The organism is Synergistetes bacterium HGW-Synergistetes-1, assembly GCA_002839185.1.
Lineage (GTDB): Bacteria > Synergistota > Synergistia > Synergistales > Synergistaceae > Caenicola.
This window is the reverse complement of the sequence record PGXO01000009.1, coordinates 42,136-60,340: the sequence shown is the minus strand read 5'-3', so window position 1 is coordinate 60,340 and position 18,205 is coordinate 42,136. Positions and strand designations below refer to the sequence as shown.

The following is an 18,205-nucleotide window of genomic DNA, read 5'->3' as shown; positions in this document are numbered from 1 at the left end:
TTGCTTCTATTTGTCAGATTGCTATTAGTGGCGCAGTCCGAGACGCTGGATGAGCGACTGGTAGCGGTTGAAGTCGCGGTCTTTGAGGTACTGGAGAAGCTTGCGGCGCTTACCTACCATGATAAGGAGTCCGCGGCGTGAGTGGAAGTCCTTCTTGTGGATCCTCATGTGGTCAGTGAGTTCACGGATACGTGTTGTGAGTATGGCCACCTGTACCTCTGTTGAGCCTGTATCGGCTCCGTGCACTTTGAACTCTTCGATGAGCTGCTGTTTCTTTTCTTTCTGGATCATAATGATCACTCCTGTCTGAGCCTATTACGCTCGATATTCCCAAGACTCAGGCCAGCGTCTCTATGCGCCGGTCCGTGTGAAGGGCAATGGAAATAATAGCAGAGAGTCTCCGATATGACAAGCCTGCTCTGCAATAACATTATTAATGAGATGGGGCTTGTCCTATTCGCACTTATTTTTGCTTCCGTTCATCCGCTCTTTTCTTCATTCTTTTGTTCACAGCCGAGCAGTAGACTGCGGCGAGTGGATTGTGTCCAAGCGCCCTGTCTTTGACGACAAGAGGCACCACGTAAGTGTGTGAATGTTTTATAAATAGTGCGTCGTGACCAACACAGAGTCCGATGATCAGGTTCAGATCTGTCTTTTTTTCTTCGAGCATCCTTGCCTGTTCTATAGGGTTGCAGCTTACAGGGCCGACCCTGTCACTCGTGGGCGCACCCATCTCTGACTTAGGTATCCCGCAGACCTTGCAGCATATGGCTTCTATTTCAAAAAAACCTGAGAGATAATCTGCAATTTTCGCAGCTTCATCGTTAAGGCCAACACAGAAAGCGATCCCAAGTTTTTTGTATCCCATTCGGGAAGCAAACTCGACCACTTCCTCTATCCTGTTTAGGTCACCATAGAACTCTGACTCAACAAACGCCGCAGTCTCCATCATCTTTTTTTCCTGTGGGTCTGAATATAGTCGGATGCTGTCTCTCACTATGCAAGGATCTCCCTCTTTGCATTTCTTTTCATCGCAAAGATCACATCTCATTGAAGTACTCCTCCATATCTCCGGGAAGGGGCGCCTTGAATTCCTTACCCCTTATTGCTTCCGGCAATCCAATGTCGTCAGGTAAGGTAACTGAGTACGCGTGAAGCAGTGGCCGTTTTGCCCATCCCGTGTCTCCGCCGTATTTCCTGTCTCCAATTATCGGATGGCCTATTGCCGCAAAATGGACCCTTGCCTGGTGCGGCCTTCCTGTTACGAGCTCTGCTTCCACTGTACTGATTTTTTTGAAAGATGATATTTTCCTGTATCTTGTGAGGGCACTCTGTCCGCTCTCATCTACTTTTACAGTATTACCGTCCTGATCCTTAAGCAGAGGAAAGTCAATATTGCCTGATTCGATTATATCGCCTGCAACGACTGCCCTGTAAATTTTTTTTATCTTCCGTTCCCTTATCAGTTCTGAAAGGTACCTCAGGGAAGGTCCTGTCAACGCCACTATTACCGCTCCGGACGTGTTGCGATCCAGGCGCTGGACTGTTGATGGCCGAAAATCGGTCCTGGTCCATTTGAGTTCCTCCAACACCCTCGTAATGAGAGAGTCCCCGTTTTTTATATCCGGCTGTGTCAGAAGCCCTGCAGGCTTGTTTATTATCCAGAGATAGTCGTCCTTGTATATTGTTTCCAGTCTCTCATGCCTGATGGACGATGTGTTCTCCTTTGTGTTTCTTTCGACCGGCATATCGTCATTCCAAAGGACCTGCAGGAACTGTCCCTCCTCTACCCGGGTGTCCGGCCTGACTTTTTTTGCATCCAGCCTAACCTCTCCTGTGCGGATAGCTTTCATGAGGGTGCCAAGAGGGACTTGGGGCCACATGTTTCTTAAAAGCCTGTCGATCCGCCTGTCCGCCTGGTCGCTGGTTATATAAAACTCCTTTGACATTTTTTCTCCCCTGTCTCAACTCATGTGCTCGGCACTATCCTGGACGGTAACAGAAATACAGGTCACCTGTTCCAGAAACGGCGGCCTGTGGCTTGATGCCACTGGGATATTGGCTGGTCTTCCGTAAGGTCTTTGACGGAATCCTTCCAGCAAAAGACCCTGAAGTCCAGTTCATCAGCAGAAGAAACTACCATTGCCTCCGGGGTAGCCGGGACTACTGGCGAGCCGAACTCCCGCTGCCCGTGGTGGCTCAGAAGGATATGCGCGATCTGGAGTTTTAGTGAGTTGTCAAGTCCGCTTTTTTCCGCAAGCTCCATAAACTTTGAATATCCTATCGCTATGTGGTCAAGAACTGCTCCCTCGAGGGTCATCTCGGGGATCGAGCCCATCCTGTATGATCCAAGCTTGCCAAGGTCGTGAAGGAGCCCTCCGGCGACAACTATGTCAACATCAATGTCATACCCGGATATCCTCAGTGACTCAGCCATCGACCTTGCACAGTCAGTGACCGAAAGAGTATGCTCAAGCAGGCCGTTTGCGTATGCGTGGTGATGGCTCACTGCAGCAGGCCAGTCGCGAAACTGCTTCCATGTCTCACCATCATAGACAAATCTTATAAAATCAGCGACTTCCGCGCGGCATGATGAGACCAGTTCTTCGTACCTCTTGACAAGGTCCTCCATGGGTATCGGTGATCTCGGCAGGTACTGCGACGGGGGAAATTTATCCTGGTCAAGGAGTGTGACCTTGTTAAAGTTGAACTGTGTCTGCCCCCTGAATTCTGTCGTTTTACCGTCTACTCCTACCGTGCAACCTGCAACAGATCTCAGCTTTTCATCTTCAAGCTTCTGTGCGGTCGATGATGCCTCCATGTTGGAGTCAGATCTGTTGAACCAACTTGCATCGGACCATATCTTAGCCTCAAGCGTACCGAATGAGTCGGTTACAGCCATCTCATAATAAGGTTTCCCGTTTTTGTCGTTTTTCTGAAAGAATGAGGATACGACAAAGATCGCCTTGAACGAGCTCCCAGGGGCAAGTTTGCGGATCTCCTGGCTGTTTTTTAGTATGGATTGTGCATCTGACATATTTATCTTCCTTCCGAAGCATGTTCGCTTAAAAATCAACACTCCAATAATAGACGTTCAGGCGAACTATTAAAAGGGGCAAAACGTTGTTCGTACCGCTGATATATCATTTTTATCGGTGACAATCTGGATTATTTGTGTATAATGACAATGTGGCCTCTTTCACATGAAAGAAAGGCTATATATGTGTTATGAATATTTATTTGGAGGGATTTTTGCTATGAGTTCAGTAAACTGGAATGCAAGGCTGTCGGATATAGCGCTTAATGTCAAACCTTCGCCGATAAGGGCACTAATGAAGTATACCAAGACCCCCGGTATGATCTCTTTTGCAGGCGGCAACCCTGACCCTGCAGTTTTCCCTGTAGCGGAGTTTTCTGAAGCCTCTGCGATCCTGGCCCGCGAAGGCAAAGATGTCCTTCAATACGGTGCTACGGACGGATATATGCCGCTCAAAGAATACATCGCAAAATGGATGGCCCCAAGGATGGGCCGTGAAACAAAACCTGAAGAGATGCTCATCAGCACAGGTTCACAGGAAGGAATGGACCTCCTCTGCAGCGTTCTCCTAAATGACGGAGACACGATCATAGTAGAGGGCCCCACGTATCCAGGAGCGATCCACGCCATGAGAAACCGCGGCGCGCGATTCCTCTCAGTCCCGTGTGATAAAGACGGATTATGCGTTGACATGCTACCGGCAATTATCGAACAGGGACGCAAGGATGGACACAGGATCAAGTTCATCTACACTATCGTCAACTTCCAGAACCCATCCGGATCAACACTCTCTGAGGACCGCAGGGCTAAACTTCTTGATATAGCTGAAAAATATGACCTGATCATATTCGAAGACGACCCATACGGTCACCTTCGTTACACAGGAAATCACGTACCGACCATTTTCTCGATGGATAAAAAACAGAGCGGAAGAGTCGTTTACGCTTGTTCCTTCTCCAAAATACTGGCACCCGGGACACGAGTCGCATGGATCGTCGGAGACCCCGAACTAATGCAGAAAATGGTCATGATCAAGCAAGGAACGAACCTCTGCTCAAGCGTAGTCGCTCAGGCACTGGTCTATGAGTACTGCAGGCTTGGCCATCTTGACGGATTCCTCCCCAAGATAATCGCCCACTACGGCAAAAAACGCGATGCGATGGAAGCCGGCTTTAAAAAATACCTGCCATCCAATACCTTTTACCATACACCGGAAGGTGGTTTCTTCTTCTGGCTGCAGGTACCCGGCATCGATTCAACTGCACTCTTCATGAAGGCGATAGAGCATGGAGTTGCCTTCGTAACAGGTCCCTCCTTCTTCGTTGACGGTTCAGGACTTGACTTCATGCGTACATGCTTCACCTTCGCACAGCCGGAAGAACTCGAAGAGGGCGCAAAACGTCTAGGCGCAGCAATAAAAGCACTTTAGCAGAAAACTCCGGCAATAAATATTGGGCGGCCTCATCAGAGGCCGCTTTTTTCTTTCCCAAAGACCTTCATTCCGAAATTTGGCAATCATTGATAGAATCGTTGATCGAAGATTATAATGGTGATAATGCAAAGATAACAAAAGGACGTCACTGTAAAGTTAAAACAGGAACAGGTCGCAGAGAGTGAGTGATCTCATGGAGGATATAATCACAGCGCTGGCCACAGCATGGGGCGAAGGCGGGATAGCGGTCGTAAGGCTTTCTGGAGAAGGCTCAGTCTTGCTCGCCGATAAAATATTTACCGGACAAAAGAAACTTGCCGAACAGCCGGCACGCTTCCTCACCCTTGGCAGACTTCGTTCATCCAAAGGGGAGTTCTTTGACGAGGTGCTTACCGTAAGGTTTGATAAAGGGGCAAGCTATACAGCGGAAGAAAGTGTTGAGATCCATTGCCACGGCGGTCTGCTGCCCGCTCAGAAATGCATGGAAGAGCTCTGCTCAATGGGAGCAAGGCTTGCACAGCCCGGAGAATTTACACGGAGGGCTTTTGTGAACGGACGGATCGACCTTCCGCAGGCAGAAGCAGTGCTTGGTGTGATAAGGGCTGAGAGCGACGAAGCACTCTACGCCTCTTCACGGACCCTGCAGGGATCGTTCGCAGAAAAACTCAGGTCTTTTCTTGACGATATTACAGGACTTGCCGCATTCCTGGAAGTAGATCTCGATTTCCCGGAGGAAGACGAAGGATACATAACAAAAACAGACTCAGAGAAACGACTGGAAGATCTGATCTCAGCGGGAGAAGCGCTGCTTGCAGACTGCCGTTCCGGACTTATATTGAGGGAAGGTATAAAGACAGCCATCATTGGACGCCCAAACGTCGGCAAATCATCCCTTCTCAATGCTCTTCTGAAGGAAGACCGGGCGATCGTGACCTCCGTACCCGGCACAACGAGAGACAGAATAGAAGAGACATTCACCCACAAAGGAATCCCTATCAGGATTATTGACACTGCCGGCATACGTGAGACCATGGACGAGGTCGAGTGCATCGGTGTGAACCAGTCGATAAAGTCGATGACAGAAGCGGACCTCCGTGTGTGGGTCATAGACGCGGGAGATGAACTGACTGCGGAAGACATGGAACTCGGCAGGCGAGTCTCTTCAATGAAGCACATTGTCGTGCTCAACAAAAGTGACATGCCGCAGAAAATATCCCTTGATCAGTTGAAAATGAGCTTTCCTTTAAGCCGGATAGTATCTGTTTCAGCCCTTAAGTCTGACGGGATAGAAGAACTGAAGGACATAATGGTCAACGAGATCACGGGGGGCATAAAGGTCACAGGAGGATACGGAGTCACTTCCAGACAAATAGAGTGCCTCTCTGCTGCTCTGACTTCCCTGCGGGAAACGCTAAAAATTGTCTCGGAAGGTCTTGGAAATGATCTTGCAATAACCTGTCTTTCAGATTCAAGGTCAGAGCTCGCAAAGCTGCTTGGCATCGATGCCACGGAAAACCTGCTGGATACGATCTTTTCACAATTCTGTGTTGGCAAATAGTACTGAGTCAAAAAATATCTATAAATGAGAGAATTTTTAGACTAAAAATGGGAGGCTAACTGAGCCTCCCATTTCGTATGCATTAGTATCAGATCTGCTGTTTCTCCCGGATCAGTAAGCCTTTGCAAAGATGGCTTTACGGGCTCCCTCTTTTCCGGTGTAGAAGCATTTGCCCCGCTCTTCGGAGTATTCTAGCGGATAGCATCTGGGAGTGGCCCCTGTTGCTTCCTTGATGGCTTTTTCATCTTCTTTGCTTCCGTCGAAGAAGACTTCAACAAATCCGCCTTTGCTCTCAAGAACTTCCCTGAACTGAGCCATGTCTGCAGCCTGGTATGTGTTCTCTTTCCTGAATTTCAGCGCTCTGTCAAATAGGTTCTTCTGTATCTCGACAAGAAGTTCAGGGATGCGTTTTTCGAGGTCTTCCCAGCCTATCTCCATCTTTTCCCCGGTGTCTCTTCTCACGACTTTGACCTTGCCGGCTGCAAATTCCTTTTCTCCAAGTTCAAGGCGAAGCGGGACTCCCTTCTGAAGATGGAAGAAGAACCTATCGCCCGGGCGAAGGTGCTGCTGTGTGTCCACCTGTACGAAACGTCCGCAGAGTGTCTTGTTCAGTATTGCCTGAAGCTCTTTTGCCTTCGGCACTATTTCTTCATCAAATTTGGCTGAGTCGGTTGAGATCGGTATTATGACAGCTTTTGTCGGAGCTACTCTTGGAGGCAGAACCAGCCCGTCGTTGTCCGAGTGGGTCATTATAAGTGCTCCGATGAGACGCATCGATACTCCCCAGCTTGTCGTATGGGCGAAATCCATTTCCCCGTTTTTATTCTGGAACTTAATGTCAAAAGCTTTGGCGAAATTCTGCCCCAGATAGTGGCTCGTCCCGGCCTGAAGCGCTTTTTTGTCGCTCATCATCGTCTCACAGGTATATGTGTTGTCTGCACCCGGAAAACGCTCTCCCTCTGTTTTTTCTCCGGGGAGTACAGGGAGGGCGAGTTCATCTACCATGATCTTTCTATATACCTCGAGCATCAGAAGCGTTTCTTCGACTGCCTCTTCTTTTGTCGCATGTGCTGTATGGCCTTCCTGCCAGAGGAACTCAGAAGTACGAAGGAAGAGCCTGGGCCTTTTCTCCCAGCGCATAACGTTGCACCACTGGTTGATCAGGATGGGCAGGTCGCGCCATGACTGGACCCACTTGCTGTACATATACCCTATGACTGTTTCCGAGGTAGGCCTTATTATCAGCGGTTCTTCAAGCTCTTCTCCCCCTGCGTGGGTAACTACTGCACACTCGGGAGCAAAACCCTCAACATGCTCTGCTTCCTTCTCCAGGAAAGATTTAGGGATCAAGAGAGGGAACGATGCATTTACATGTCCGGTCTCTTTGAAAGCCTCGTCAAAATGTTTCTGGATGAGTTCCCATACTGAGTAACCGGTAGGTCGGACGACCATACATCCGCGGACCGGCGCATAATCCGCCAGTTCTGCAACACGTATTACGTCAAGATACCACTGTGAAAAATCCTGTTCCTTGGGTGTAATGTTCTTAGCCATCCGGTTACCTCCATCGTTGATACTTTGATAAATATCATCACTCAGCGCTTTGCTGTGCAGGTTATTGTAACATTTATCTCTACATTTAGAGCAAATTAATTTGCAATGTTTTACTTCTCTTGACAATTTACCATTTTATCGTATTCTTAGAGCGTACATTGCAAGTATTTAGCACATTACTATAGGGAGGGCATAATCATGGCTTTAGAGTGGAAAGATGAGTTTACCGACCAGCTTTGTGACTCGATTGTGGCCATTACTGACAGGGAAGAAGCTTATCGTTTCCTGGAGGATGTCGCCACTTTTTCAGAGATTAGAGCATTTGCACAGAGACTTCAGGTGGCTAGCCTGCTTCTGAAAGGAATGTCATATCCGCAGATAGTTCAGGCCACGGGAGCAAGCACTGCAACCATCAGCAGGGTCAAAAAATTTGTTGAGTACGGTTCAGACGGTTACAGGGATGTCCTTGCGAAGCTGTCTGGGAACAAAAAAGAAGAAGTAGAAAAGAAGAAGAAAAAATAATCAAGACGGATCTTCATGACAAACAGCCCGCATTTTTTGTGTCAATAAATCAGACACAGGATTTGCGGGTTTTTCTTTGATGGGACCGGAGACAGCGTAAAGCTTACGGTCTTATTTTATTATCGCCCAGGCAGCAAGGTCATCAATATCTCTGGGAGGAGTTCTAAGTGATGTAGGTACCAGCTTCCATAACCCTTTTGGCGGGTGGAGTTTCCAGTAGAGCTCGCGTCCTTTAAGAGTGGTGCCGTATTCGTCTGTTATCTCAAGCTTGCAGATACTGCTAAGGAGTTTATTCAAATCTTCTGAAGATGTGCCGTTACCAAGGCAGATCTTTTCAAGCTTTCTGCCTTCCAAAGATCTCAGGTCACCCTCTTTTTTCCATGGGGCAAGAACATCCCAGCTTCCCTCTTTAAGCGACAACAATAAAACTTCCTCTGATAATTTGGGTATTATCGCTGAAAAAAGCAGTCTGTCACCTTCCGTAAATGCTACTCCTATCTTATGGCGACCCGGATCTATCCCGCACTTAATCGAAATCACCCCTTTCGACAGATTCCCATCTTGGATACATCCACATCCACTGGTCAGGATATTTTCTTATCCACTCGGAGATGATCTGATTGCAGTCGTCTATGCTGCTCTGAAGATCCTTGCCATAGGGTTTCCCATCACTGCCTTTGAGGGCAGGAAGAAAGTGGAGTTCAAGCTTTTGCGTGTCAAGCCATCTGACACAGTATGCCGGGACGACAGCGCACCCGAGCTTGTCGGCTAGTTTTGCCATTCCTATCGGAGTACTTGCAGGATATCCAAGGAACGGAGAAACTATGCCTGCTTTTTTAGCATCCTGATCCACAGGTACAGCAATTATTTCGCCTGACTGGAGCGCCTTTATCATAGCCTTAAGATCTGAAGCCTTGCCAAGTGCCTTCATCCCCCCGGCCTTTCTTAATTCTGTTATCAGTTCGGTGATCCTTCCATCCCTTTGATCTGTTCCCAGGCCATTCATCGGGTATCCGTGCTGTGCACACCAGGCCCCGGCGTATTCCCAGTTCCCAATGTGGGCGGTAACTACAAATACTCCCTTTCCGGCATCATAGGCCTCACGAAGGTTCTCTTCTCCGTTAACTGTGACTATATCATCGAGTTTTAAAGCCATTACCGGGATCCTTATAAATTCCGCTGTTGATTTACCAAAATTTCTATACGCTCTTTTTACTATCCTGGAAGCATCTTTGCGAGGTATGCCCAGCACCCTGGCACAACGGTCAGTTGCTTCCTTCAGTTTATTTCGCGTGAATAGTGGTATGAGGGAACCAACAAAACCACCAAGCATGACTGCTGCATTATGAGGAAGTATCATAACTATTTTTCTGAACGCCGATAGTACGGACCAGATAAAGGACTGTTTATTATTCATACTCTTACCTCTCCCGAAAGATCACACTTTTGCGCGGATCATTTATATATTATTATCAATATCTGACGATAATATTGGCAATTATTGGCACCACGATAAGTATTGTCACTATCCTGCATATGTTGAAAAGTATCGAAATAGTCGGGTCTGCTCCGATGTCTACCGCTACTATTGCAATTCCTGTAAGCCCCCCGGGGGTCGTTGCAAAAAGAGAGGTCAGAAAATCCATTTTGCACAGTCTTGAAAAGATCCATGCAAGTCCCAGGGTGAATATTAGAAGGGAAAAGCTGTAAGCGATAGCTGCCGGCAGATATCTTGGTATTTCAGCAATGGAAGAGAAGTCGCTGCCCCTCACAAGGACATAAGCTACAAGTGCCTGTGATACCCACGAGAGCCAATCTATTTTAGGGTCGAGCCCCATGTGCATGACCGCTTTGATGACAAGCCCCACAAGAAGACCGCCAACCAGTGCTCCAGCGGGGAACCCTGACTTATGGCCGATGGCGCTTCCGCCAAGGACAGCAAAAAGTACCATGTAATTTGGATTCACAGACTTCCCCCCGTTTCTACCGCCAAGTATACAATAAAAAAGCGCCCCCATGAACAGGGAGCGCCAATACAGTTGATAAGTTAGTTAAAACTACACCGTCAAAACTTCTTTGGGCTTAGTCTGCCTCAGATAAAACATGGCAAGGATGATCCCCGCTGTGCCGATCAGGCTCAGCGTCATACTGTGGTGGATAGCGGCAAGAGCGCATATTGCCATAACGAGACGTTCATAAACCTTAAGAGTACGGTAGAACCAGCCTTCAAGAGCCCCGGCAAGCACTATTACACCAAGTGTCGCCGATACTACAAGTATTACCAGTTCGTAAACAACTACGTTATGCAGCAGTATCATTGGATTGTAAACAAACATGTATGGCATTATGTATGAGCAAAGCGCAATTTTTGTGGCGGTAAATCCTGTTTTTGCAGGGCTTGCCCCAGCTATGCCCGCTCCAGTGAACGCCGCAAGACAGACAGGCGGAGTAAGGTCAGCCATTATGCCGAAGTAGAAGACAAAGAGGTGCGCTGAAAGAGGAAGCACATTCATGCCTATAAGGGCAGGAGCTATTATCGTACTGCAGACGATATAGTTCGCGGTCGTAGGAAGTCCCATTCCGAGCACCAGACATGCAACCATGGCCATGATAAGCGTCAGAAGCAGATTGCCTCCTGAGATGTCGATTATGTTGTTGGAAATCGTAAGCCCAAGCGATGTCAGCGAAGATGTTCCTACAACGAAACCCACCAAAGCACAGGCAAGTGCAACGCCAAGTGCGCCGCGGGCACCTTCTTCAAGAGCTTTGACAAGGTCTTTTATGCTCATCCTCGTGTTCTGTTTAAGCGAGCTTACTATAATTACAGATACGACACCGATAAATCCTGCGCGAAGCGGAGTATATTTCATCAGCAGCGTGATGATTATTACTATGACAGGTACGAGAAGGTGGCCGTCACGTCTCATTACCTCTCTCACTACCGGAAGCTGATCTTTTGGCAGTCCCTTAAAGTTCTCTTTACGGGCCCTTATATGTACATTTGTGAATATTGCAGTGTAGTATATAAAAGCGGGAATTATCGCAGCCGCTGCAATGGTCAGGTAAGGGATGCCAAGGAACTCGCTCATTATGAATGCACCCGCTCCCATGATCGGGGGCATAAGCTGACCTCCTGTTGATGCGCATGCTTCGACGGCTCCTGCATAGTGCGGCGGATATCCTACCCTTTTCATAAGAGGGATAGTAAATGTGCCGGTCGTTGCTACGTTGGCTACCGAGGAACCGTTGATCGTCCCTAGAAGGCCTGATGCTACTACCGCAACTTTAGCGGGACCGCCTGGCGTCCCTCCTGCAACAGCCAGCGCAAGCTCATTAAAGAACCTTGCACCACCGCTCTGAGAGAGAAAGGCCCCAAAGATTATGAAGACGATCACAAATGTGGCGGAAACCCCAAGGGCTAATCCAAATATTCCTTCCGGGGTCAGGTACATGTGCTGAATGATCCTGCTGAGAGTATATCCCCTTATCTGGAACATTCCAGGGACCATATAGCCAAAGTGGCAGTATAGAAGAAACAAAATACTCATGCAGGGCAAAACGTTTCCAACTACCCTTCTGCCTGCTTCAAGGACCAATATTATTGCTGCTATGCCCAGCCATATTTCATATGGAAGCGGTTCCGCTCCGCGCCTAGCGATATCGTTAAAAAAGAAGATTATGTATCCGATAACTCCTCCGGCTAAGGCTGCAAGTATCCAGTCGTATATCGGAGTCGATGTTTTCGATCCTTTTCTTCCTGCAGGAAAAAGAATGTAGACTGCAACGATAGCAAAAGTAAGGTGGATCGCACGCTGTATTGTGATAGGCATCGTTGCGATTCCTGCAGTGTAAAGGTGAAAAAGGGACATGGCACAAAGCCATGCTGTGATGAATTTGCCCTGCAGTCCGGTAAGTTTTCTGTAACGGCTCTCTGCGTCGTATTTTTCTATCAGTTCGTTTATCTTCGATTCATCAATAGAAACTTCGTCTAGAAGACTATGATTCTGATCTTTTTCAATAGTGCTCATATATATTGCCTCCTGGTCGTGATATACGGGGGAAGTTTCCTTCCCCCGTATGAAATTATTAAAAGATTATGATCAACTGACAATCTCAGAGCGTTCTATTTTACTGCTCCAATTTCTTTGTAGTACTTCAGTGCTCCCTTGTGGAGGGGGACCTGGATATACTTGAGGTTCTCAGGAGACATGGAAGCAAGTCTTGTCGAGATGTTGAGGATATCCTGCTTGTGCTCGTAGAGTGCCTTCGTCATTTTGTAAGCATCTTCATCGCCGAGCTTTTCGGTTGTGATGAGGACGTTCCAGCTTGCGAGAGCCTTAACGGGCTTGGTCTGGCCTTTGTATGTGTTTGCGGGGATATCAAATGGCAGGTAATAAGGAAGCTCTTTGCCCAGCTTGGCAATAACGTCTGCAGGAATGTCGCGGAATTCTGCTGTGCCAAGGGTTGTGATCTCAACTACTCCAGCGATGCCGAGGGCTCCGACTGTGAGTGCTGCATCGATGTTCTTGTCAGCAAATGCTCCGGCTGTGTCTGAAAGTCCAAGGTTCTCAGGCTTGATGTCCTTGTCGGGGTCAAGTCCAGCAACTTTCAGAAGTGTGCGTACGGTTACTTCGGTACCGCTTCCGACTGCTCCGACAGAGACTCTCTTTCCCTTAAGATCCTGGATAGACTTGATGTTGCTGCCCTTAGCTACGAGGAAATGGATAGGTTCGGCGTAGAGAGGTACAAGTCCGCGGAGTTCCTTCATGGGTTTGCCTGCAAATGTGCCCTTGCCTTCATATGCAAAGAAATAGAGACCGTCTGCAAAGATAACTTCTGCTTCTCCCTTGCCAAGGAGAGCAAGGTTCTGTGCTGTTCCGCCCGTTGACTGAGCGTTTGCCTTCATCCCGGGGATAGCGCTGTTCCAAACTTTTGCCATACCTGCACCGACTGGATAATAAGTTCCGCCTGTGGATCCGGTACCGATATTGATGAATGTTGCTGCTGACGCGGCTCCGGCGAATACAAGGATCATCGCCATTACGATAAAGAATCTTGCTGTCTTTGTCATACAAAAAGCACCTCCGTAATATTTTTCCGAGCATGAAGATGAAATGATTTTATATATATGAAAAAATTTTATCCCTTCAAGCACGGCTACGCAATTTTACCAAACATGTTTAATAAACACAATGGTAAAAATTGTTTTCTTATTTATTTCAGTGGTACGGACCAGTAAAAACATTATAATTGAATGCCAATACAGATTTTTCCTTACAATCATTTCTCAAATATTGCCATTTAGAAATATTAGATTGAAATTATTATATTATTTAAGTGTATTTAAATATATTTTCTATTTAACCATGTTACTAAAATTCATGCAAATATTCATTTATCTTATCTTCAGATATTCGCCTGGAACAGTTTCACTGCCGCTTCGGGGCCGGACACGTATATATCTCCCCCGTGACAGTCCGCAAGCACCACCAGTGGCATCTTATCTATCTCAAGGCGAAGGACAGCCTCGGGGCCAAGCTCTTCATAAGCTACCTTATCAACTGAGACGACCGAACGGGACAAAAGCACCGCAGTACCTCCGGTAGCTCCAAAATACACAGCATGATGTTTTTTTATGGCTTCCAGGACTTCAGTACTTCTTTTGCCTTTCCCGATCATCCCTCTGAGCCCTCTCTCAAGGAGAAACGGCGTGTAGGGATCCATTCTGCCGCTGGTCGTCGGTCCGATGGGGCCGATTACTTCACCCGGAGGCGTCGGTGCAGGCCCTGCATAGAAGATTATCTCGCCTTTGATAGGAAAGGGCTCTTTTTCGCCCGTAGAAATGCTCTCTGTCAGCCTTTTGTGGGCTGCGTCGCGCGCAACAAGAATGCTGCCTGACAGGGAGACGAGGTCACCGGCCCTGAGTTCCATCACATCTTCTTCGGACAGTGGTGTATTAAGGTGCTTAATCATCGAGGATCCTCCCCTCTATCGTTCCTTCTGCGTGCCTCAGTGCGTGACAGCAGATGTTGACTGCAACTGGCATACCGGCTATGTGAGTAGGGAGTGTCTCAATGTGAGCATCAAGAGCAGTCGTCATTCCGCCGTATCCGCCCGGACCGATTCCAAGCGCGTTGACCCTTTTTAATATCTCCCTTTCTATCTCTGCATACTCAGGTATGTTATGCCTGACACCTTCCGGCTTCAGAAGTGCCTTTTTTGCTGCAAGAGCAACAGTTTCAAAGTTGCCGCCAATCCCGATACCAAGGACAATAGGCGGACATGGATTGGGCCCTGCGATTTTTACTGCCTCAACGACCGACCTGATGACACCCTCGGCACCGTCTGCCGGCTTAAGCATATATATCCTGCTCATATTTTCGCTGCCCATGCCCTTTGGGCTCACTGTTATCGTGATGTCACTGCCTGAGCAGACTTTCCAGTGGATGACGGCGGGCGTGTTGTCTCCGCTGTTCTCTCTTCTGAATAATGGATCTTTAACTACAGACTTGCGGAGGCAGCCATCAATATATGCCCTTCGGACACCTTCGTTTATCGCATCCTCTATGCTGCCGCCTTTTACGCAAAGGTCCTGTCCTATCTCGACAAAAACAACGGCAAGACCGCAGTCCTGACATATTGGCAGGCTTTTTTCCTCTGCCAGTTTTGCGTTCTCAAGAATATCTGAGAAAGCCTGCTTTGCAAGAGGCATCTTTTCTCTATCACTTGCGGTACTGATAATTTTTTTAAGGCCTTCTGGCAGGATACTGTTCGCCTTAAGTGATAAGTCATAAACCATTTGGGTTATCTCCGAAGCTTCTATTTCATATCTTTCGCACATATTGCTCCTCCTTTATCACTTCTGTCAGACAGGAAAACTATAACTCACAATTCCCGCATGCTTTTGATCGCACAACGGGATACAGATGAGATAGCGAAAAATAATGTCGGTCAGGACTGATGAAAAAATTAATTATATTATACGGCGTTTTCTAAGTTCAAAGTACAGGTGGGTAACTGCAGCCATATTTAGAACAACAATAACAGCAAGACTTGTCTGATAGCCCTGTGCTGAGAAGCGTCCATCAACAACGGGGTAAAAGTCAAGAACTACACCAATGAACCACTGGAATATGAAGGACATGAGGAAAATCGTGAAATTGAGAAGAGAGAGTGCCCTGCCCACTTCACTGCTCGCGTAGAGCTTTCTCATAAGGGGAAAGGAGATCATGGTCATAGTGGACAGGAACATAACGATCCCCCAGAGGATCGCAGAAGCCCTTCCGTTTTCAATAGCTATGAAAGCAAGGACCAGTGTTAAGAGAACTCCGGAATACAAATACATCTTTTCCCATGAAAGCCAACCCTTTTTCATGAAAAGATCCGCAAGTATGCCGTTCAGAAAATACCCGGCAGCAGCCCCTGTAAAGGCATACATCATATATGTGCCTGACTCGCCGCTCCCCATCATTGCAACATCCCTCATCCACGGACCGACCCACAGGTATAAATACGCAAACATTACACTTTGGGCGGCTATCACCACAGGGGCTACAAACCAGAAGCGCGAGTCCATGAAAAATGAGAGCATCTCTTTGAGCTGTCTTCCAAATGATATTTTACGGTCGGGTACAACATGCCCGTCCCTTGGAGTCACGAACCATATGGACAGGCATATCAGAAACGTAATAAATGCCAGAAATATAAAAGTATATCTCCATGAAAAAAGACTTATTGCATATCCGATCGGTTTCGTTGCGACCATCCCCCCTATCCCGCCTGTAAGGCATTCGAGACTGAAAACAAGAGGAAGGCGTTCTGAGGGAAGCCAGTCTGAATATGCTTTGAATGCGGCCATCAGGCATCCTGAAAGGCCTATCCCGGTAAGGGCCCTGGATAATATGAGGTGTCCAATATTCTGAGAGAGTGCAAATACCAGGGCGCCGGCTACGGCAAAGAGCATGAAGGGCGCCAGGGTCTTCCTTGCCCCATAGCGGTCGAGCCAGACCCCAAGAGGAAACTGGGCCACTCCAAAAGATATGAGGTAAATTGATGTCATAAACCCCAGATCAGAAGGAGAGAGCGAGAATGTTTCCACAAGTATGGGAGACATAATAGCGTTGCCGCTGCCAAGCAGGACCGATATAAAATAACCCAGACCAAACGGGATAAAAAGTCTTAAAAATAGAGGAGAGAGCAGCGAAACTTCTTTATCGTGCAAAATCAACACTCCAGACAAAATGATCAAATCTATAACATTATAACCAAATATATCAGTATTTATCGGATACTGTTATGAATTTCAGATTTAACATATGATAATTATTCGGTGATCGATCATATTCAAGCAAGTTTCTTAATGGATAGTTCAAGTAACCTTGCTTATTGAGATAACGTTCTGAGCACCGGCAAGAAGCGGCGATAACGATGCAACATGAAGGAAGAGGCCGCGTAGGCGTATTTAAATACGCCGAGCGGCCTCTTTCGAATGCTGTGAAGTTAGCGTTGCTTATTGCCGGTGCTCAGCTTACTTAGTAAGTAGGGTAAGCATAGCTCCCGCGGCCACGGCTGTTCCAATAACACCGGCAACGTTGGGACCCATTGCGTGCATAAGGACGTAGCTTCCGGGGAACTCCTTGGATACGACCTTCTGGCAGACGCGTGCAGCCATTGGAACTGCCGAAACACCTGCAGCTCCAATTACCGGGTTGATCTTTCCACCCGAAAGCACTTTCATAAGCTGTCCAAAAAGTACTCCTCCTGCTGTGCTGAAGATAAACGCGATAAGTCCCAATGCGATTATCTTAAGTGTCGCGACAGTAAGGAATGATTCCGCGCTCATTGTCGCACCAACTGAAATTCCGAGGAATATCGTTGTGGCATTGAGCACTTCATTCTGTGCCGCAAGCGAAAGGCGTTCGGTGCATCCGCATTCGCGAAGAAGGTTGCCGAACATTAGCATCCCAACAAGAGGAACTGATGCAGGAAGGATAAGTCCGCAGGCCATAGTCGAAACGATCGGGAAAAGAATACGCTCTGTCCTTGTTACAGGGCGGAGCTGTTCCATCTTGATTCCACGGTCCTTCTTAGTCGTCAGAAGCTTGATGACAGGCGGCTGAATAAGCGGGACCAGCGACATATAGCTATACGCAGCAACTGCAACGGCAGGAAGAATATGTCTTGCGAGCTTTGCGCAAAGATAAATTGCTGTAGGTCCGTCCGCTCCGCCAATGATACCAATACCTGCTGCTTCCTGAATAGTAAAGCCCATAAACATAGCGCCGATAACAGCGAAAAATACGCCTATCTGTGCCGCTGCACCGAGCAGGAATGTTATCGGGTTTGCGAGAAGCGGTCCAAAGTCAGTCAAAGCGCCTATGCCCATAAATATGATAACTGGGTAGAGCTCATGGTCGATACCGAACTTTACGAAATAGAGAAATCCGCCCGGATCAACGATGCCTGAAAGAGGCAGGTTGACAAGCAGACATCCAAAAGCAATAGGCAACAGGAGCAAAGGTTCAAAACCCTTTGCTATGGCGAGGTAGAGCAGTACAAACGAGACCAACAGCATGATCAATGTTGGCGTGTTAAGGGCTACAAACCCTGACTGTTCTATAACGCCTTTTAGCGCGGTCATATATAGATCCATTTAATTTCCCTCCTTGGAAAGTGCTGCTAACGCAGACTAACCGATAACGAGGAGAGTATCGCCAGTATTGACAGAATCTCCTTCCTTACAGCCAACCTGAGTGACTGTTCCTGCCGTAGGCGCATAGATCTCGTTCTCCATCTTCATTGCTTCAAGGATAAGAACAAGCTGGCCGGCTGTGACGGGAGCTCCCTGCGAAACAAGGATCTTTAGTACCTTTCCGGGCATCGGAGCTTCGATTGAACCGGCTCCGCCGGCTACCGGTGCAGGAGCTGCTGCGGGTGCTGCTGCCGCTACGGGTGCTGGGGCGGCAGCCGGTGCAGGGGCTGCTGCAGGCGCAGGTGCTGCTGCCGGTGCTCCTGCTCCCATCTCTTCTACATCTACGTCGTATGCCTTACCATTTACTGTAACTCTGTACTTGCGTGCCATCAGAGAAAAACCTCCTCAAAT

At 47.8% G+C, this 18,205-nt stretch carries 18 protein-coding genes; 3 read left to right on the top strand and 15 right to left on the bottom strand.

Annotation, left to right across the window (positions count from 1 at the left end):
* Positions 1 to 24: 24 nt before the first annotated feature.
* The 4 genes from CVV54_08415 to CVV54_08400 form a co-directional block, all read right to left on the bottom strand.
* Positions 25 to 291 (bottom strand): 30S ribosomal protein S15, encoded by a 267-nt coding sequence (locus CVV54_08415; GenBank protein ID PKL03941.1) that lies wholly within the window; start codon positions 289 to 291, stop codon positions 25 to 27.
* A 172-nt stretch (positions 292 to 463) separates the two neighbouring features.
* The gene (locus tag CVV54_08410) at positions 464 to 1,051 is read right to left on the bottom strand and encodes a metal-binding protein (GenBank protein ID PKL03940.1); all 588 of its coding nucleotides are present in this window, start codon (positions 1,049 to 1,051) and stop codon (positions 464 to 466) included.
* Positions 1,041 to 1,949 carry an RluA family pseudouridine synthase gene (locus tag CVV54_08405; protein PKL03939.1) on the bottom strand — a complete coding sequence of 303 codons (909 nt, stop codon included), beginning with the start codon at positions 1,947 to 1,949 and terminating at the stop codon, positions 1,041 to 1,043. Before CVV54_08405 ends, CVV54_08410 begins: the two co-directional genes overlap by 11 nt.
* 62 nt (positions 1,950 to 2,011) lie before the next feature.
* Entirely contained in the window at positions 2,012 to 3,037 is a 1,026-nt protein-coding gene (locus tag CVV54_08400; GenBank protein ID PKL03938.1) for a phosphohydrolase, read from the bottom strand.
* A 220-nt stretch (positions 3,038 to 3,257) separates the two neighbouring features.
* Between CVV54_08400 and CVV54_08395 the strand changes: the two genes are divergently transcribed.
* Together CVV54_08395 and trmE are read left to right on the top strand one after the other, a co-directional pair.
* Entirely contained in the window at positions 3,258 to 4,466 is a 1,209-nt protein-coding gene (locus CVV54_08395) for a PLP-dependent aminotransferase family protein (GenBank protein ID PKL03937.1), read from the top strand.
* A 196-nt stretch (positions 4,467 to 4,662) separates the two neighbouring features.
* Complete coding sequence (gene trmE / locus CVV54_08390) at positions 4,663 to 6,027, top strand: tRNA uridine-5-carboxymethylaminomethyl(34) synthesis GTPase MnmE (GenBank protein PKL03936.1); 1,365 nt, start codon at positions 4,663 to 4,665, stop codon at positions 6,025 to 6,027.
* 111 nt (positions 6,028 to 6,138) lie between these two features.
* Here the strand turns inward: trmE and CVV54_08385 are convergent, their stop codons facing one another.
* The gene (locus CVV54_08385; GenBank protein ID PKL03935.1) at positions 6,139 to 7,581 is read right to left on the bottom strand and encodes a proline--tRNA ligase; all 1,443 of its coding nucleotides are present in this window, start codon (positions 7,579 to 7,581) and stop codon (positions 6,139 to 6,141) included.
* Between the two features lie 198 nt (positions 7,582 to 7,779).
* On the opposite strand from CVV54_08385, the gene CVV54_08380 reads away from it, so the two are divergent.
* Positions 7,780 to 8,103 carry a DNA-binding transcriptional regulator gene (locus CVV54_08380; GenBank protein ID PKL03934.1) on the top strand — a complete coding sequence of 108 codons (324 nt, stop codon included), beginning with the start codon at positions 7,780 to 7,782 and terminating at the stop codon, positions 8,101 to 8,103.
* A gap of 111 nt (positions 8,104 to 8,214) precedes the next feature.
* Here CVV54_08380 and CVV54_08375 read toward each other — a convergent pair whose 3' ends face one another.
* The 10 genes from CVV54_08375 to CVV54_08330 all read right to left on the bottom strand — a co-directional run bounded on the left by CVV54_08375 (position 8,215) and on the right by CVV54_08330 (position 18,184).
* Positions 8,215 to 8,643, bottom strand: coding sequence for an endonuclease (locus CVV54_08375; protein ID PKL03933.1), 429 nt, complete (start codon positions 8,641 to 8,643; stop codon positions 8,215 to 8,217).
* Entirely contained in the window at positions 8,630 to 9,520 is an 891-nt protein-coding gene (locus CVV54_08370) for a lipid A biosynthesis acyltransferase (protein PKL03932.1), read from the bottom strand. The genes CVV54_08375 and CVV54_08370 overlap by 14 nt, the downstream gene beginning before the upstream one ends.
* A 55-nt stretch (positions 9,521 to 9,575) precedes the next feature.
* On the bottom strand, positions 9,576 to 10,055 hold the full coding sequence (locus CVV54_08365) for an ammonia monooxygenase (GenBank protein ID PKL03957.1): 480 nt from the start codon (positions 10,053 to 10,055) through the stop codon (positions 9,576 to 9,578).
* A gap of 105 nt (positions 10,056 to 10,160) precedes the next feature.
* The gene (locus tag CVV54_08360) at positions 10,161 to 12,131 is read right to left on the bottom strand and encodes a C4-dicarboxylate ABC transporter permease (protein ID PKL03931.1); all 1,971 of its coding nucleotides are present in this window, start codon (positions 12,129 to 12,131) and stop codon (positions 10,161 to 10,163) included.
* A gap of 95 nt (positions 12,132 to 12,226) precedes the next feature.
* A complete protein-coding gene (locus CVV54_08355; protein ID PKL03930.1) occupies positions 12,227 to 13,174 on the bottom strand; it encodes a C4-dicarboxylate ABC transporter substrate-binding protein in 948 nt (315 codons plus the stop codon).
* 335 nt (positions 13,175 to 13,509) lie between these two features.
* Positions 13,510 to 14,076, bottom strand: a complete 567-nt coding sequence (locus CVV54_08350) for a fumarate hydratase (protein PKL03929.1) — start codon at positions 14,074 to 14,076, stop codon at positions 13,510 to 13,512.
* Positions 14,069 to 14,944, bottom strand: coding sequence for a fumarate hydratase (locus CVV54_08345; GenBank protein PKL03928.1), 876 nt, complete (start codon positions 14,942 to 14,944; stop codon positions 14,069 to 14,071). The genes CVV54_08350 and CVV54_08345 overlap by 8 nt, the downstream gene beginning before the upstream one ends.
* Before the next feature lie 132 nt (positions 14,945 to 15,076).
* Positions 15,077 to 16,324, bottom strand: a complete 1,248-nt coding sequence (locus CVV54_08340) for a hypothetical protein (protein PKL03927.1) — start codon at positions 16,322 to 16,324, stop codon at positions 15,077 to 15,079.
* Between the two features lie 306 nt (positions 16,325 to 16,630).
* Positions 16,631 to 17,755, bottom strand: a complete 1,125-nt coding sequence (locus tag CVV54_08335) for a glutaconyl-CoA decarboxylase subunit beta (protein ID PKL03926.1) — start codon at positions 17,753 to 17,755, stop codon at positions 16,631 to 16,633.
* 36 nt (positions 17,756 to 17,791) lie between these two features.
* A complete protein-coding gene (locus CVV54_08330) occupies positions 17,792 to 18,184 on the bottom strand; it encodes an acetyl-CoA carboxylase biotin carboxyl carrier protein subunit (GenBank protein ID PKL03925.1) in 393 nt (130 codons plus the stop codon).
* Between the last annotated feature and the right edge of the window lie 21 nt (positions 18,185 to 18,205).

What these genes read in the sequence shown, in the direction of transcription:
- CVV54_08415 (PKL03941.1), bottom strand. Translation starts at nt 291, where the DNA reads ATGATCCAGAAAGAAAAGAAACAGCAGCTCATCGAAGAGTTCAAAGTG.
- CVV54_08395 (PKL03937.1), top strand. Translation starts at nt 3,258, where the DNA reads ATGAGTTCAGTAAACTGGAATGCAAGGCTGTCGGATATAGCGCTTAAT.
- CVV54_08380 (PKL03934.1), top strand. Translation starts at nt 7,780, where the DNA reads ATGGCTTTAGAGTGGAAAGATGAGTTTACCGACCAGCTTTGTGACTCG.
- CVV54_08410 (PKL03940.1), bottom strand. Translation starts at nt 1,051, where the DNA reads ATGAGATGTGATCTTTGCGATGAAAAGAAATGCAAAGAGGGAGATCCT.
- trmE (PKL03936.1), top strand. Translation starts at nt 4,663, where the DNA reads ATGGAGGATATAATCACAGCGCTGGCCACAGCATGGGGCGAAGGCGGG.
- CVV54_08350 (PKL03929.1), bottom strand. Translation starts at nt 14,076, where the DNA reads ATGATTAAGCACCTTAATACACCACTGTCCGAAGAAGATGTGATGGAA.
- CVV54_08360 (PKL03931.1), bottom strand. Translation starts at nt 12,131, where the DNA reads ATGAGCACTATTGAAAAAGATCAGAATCATAGTCTTCTAGACGAAGTT.
- CVV54_08405 (PKL03939.1), bottom strand. Translation starts at nt 1,949, where the DNA reads ATGTCAAAGGAGTTTTATATAACCAGCGACCAGGCGGACAGGCGGATC.
- CVV54_08355 (PKL03930.1), bottom strand. Translation starts at nt 13,174, where the DNA reads ATGACAAAGACAGCAAGATTCTTTATCGTAATGGCGATGATCCTTGTA.
- CVV54_08335 (PKL03926.1), bottom strand. Translation starts at nt 17,755, where the DNA reads ATGGATCTATATATGACCGCGCTAAAAGGCGTTATAGAACAGTCAGGG.
- CVV54_08345 (PKL03928.1), bottom strand. Translation starts at nt 14,944, where the DNA reads ATGTGCGAAAGATATGAAATAGAAGCTTCGGAGATAACCCAAATGGTT.
- CVV54_08365 (PKL03957.1), bottom strand. Translation starts at nt 10,055, where the DNA reads ATGGTACTTTTTGCTGTCCTTGGCGGAAGCGCCATCGGCCATAAGTCA.
- CVV54_08385 (PKL03935.1), bottom strand. Translation starts at nt 7,581, where the DNA reads ATGGCTAAGAACATTACACCCAAGGAACAGGATTTTTCACAGTGGTAT.
- CVV54_08330 (PKL03925.1), bottom strand. Translation starts at nt 18,184, where the DNA reads ATGGCACGCAAGTACAGAGTTACAGTAAATGGTAAGGCATACGACGTA.
- CVV54_08400 (PKL03938.1), bottom strand. Translation starts at nt 3,037, where the DNA reads ATGTCAGATGCACAATCCATACTAAAAAACAGCCAGGAGATCCGCAAA.
- CVV54_08370 (PKL03932.1), bottom strand. Translation starts at nt 9,520, where the DNA reads ATGAATAATAAACAGTCCTTTATCTGGTCCGTACTATCGGCGTTCAGA.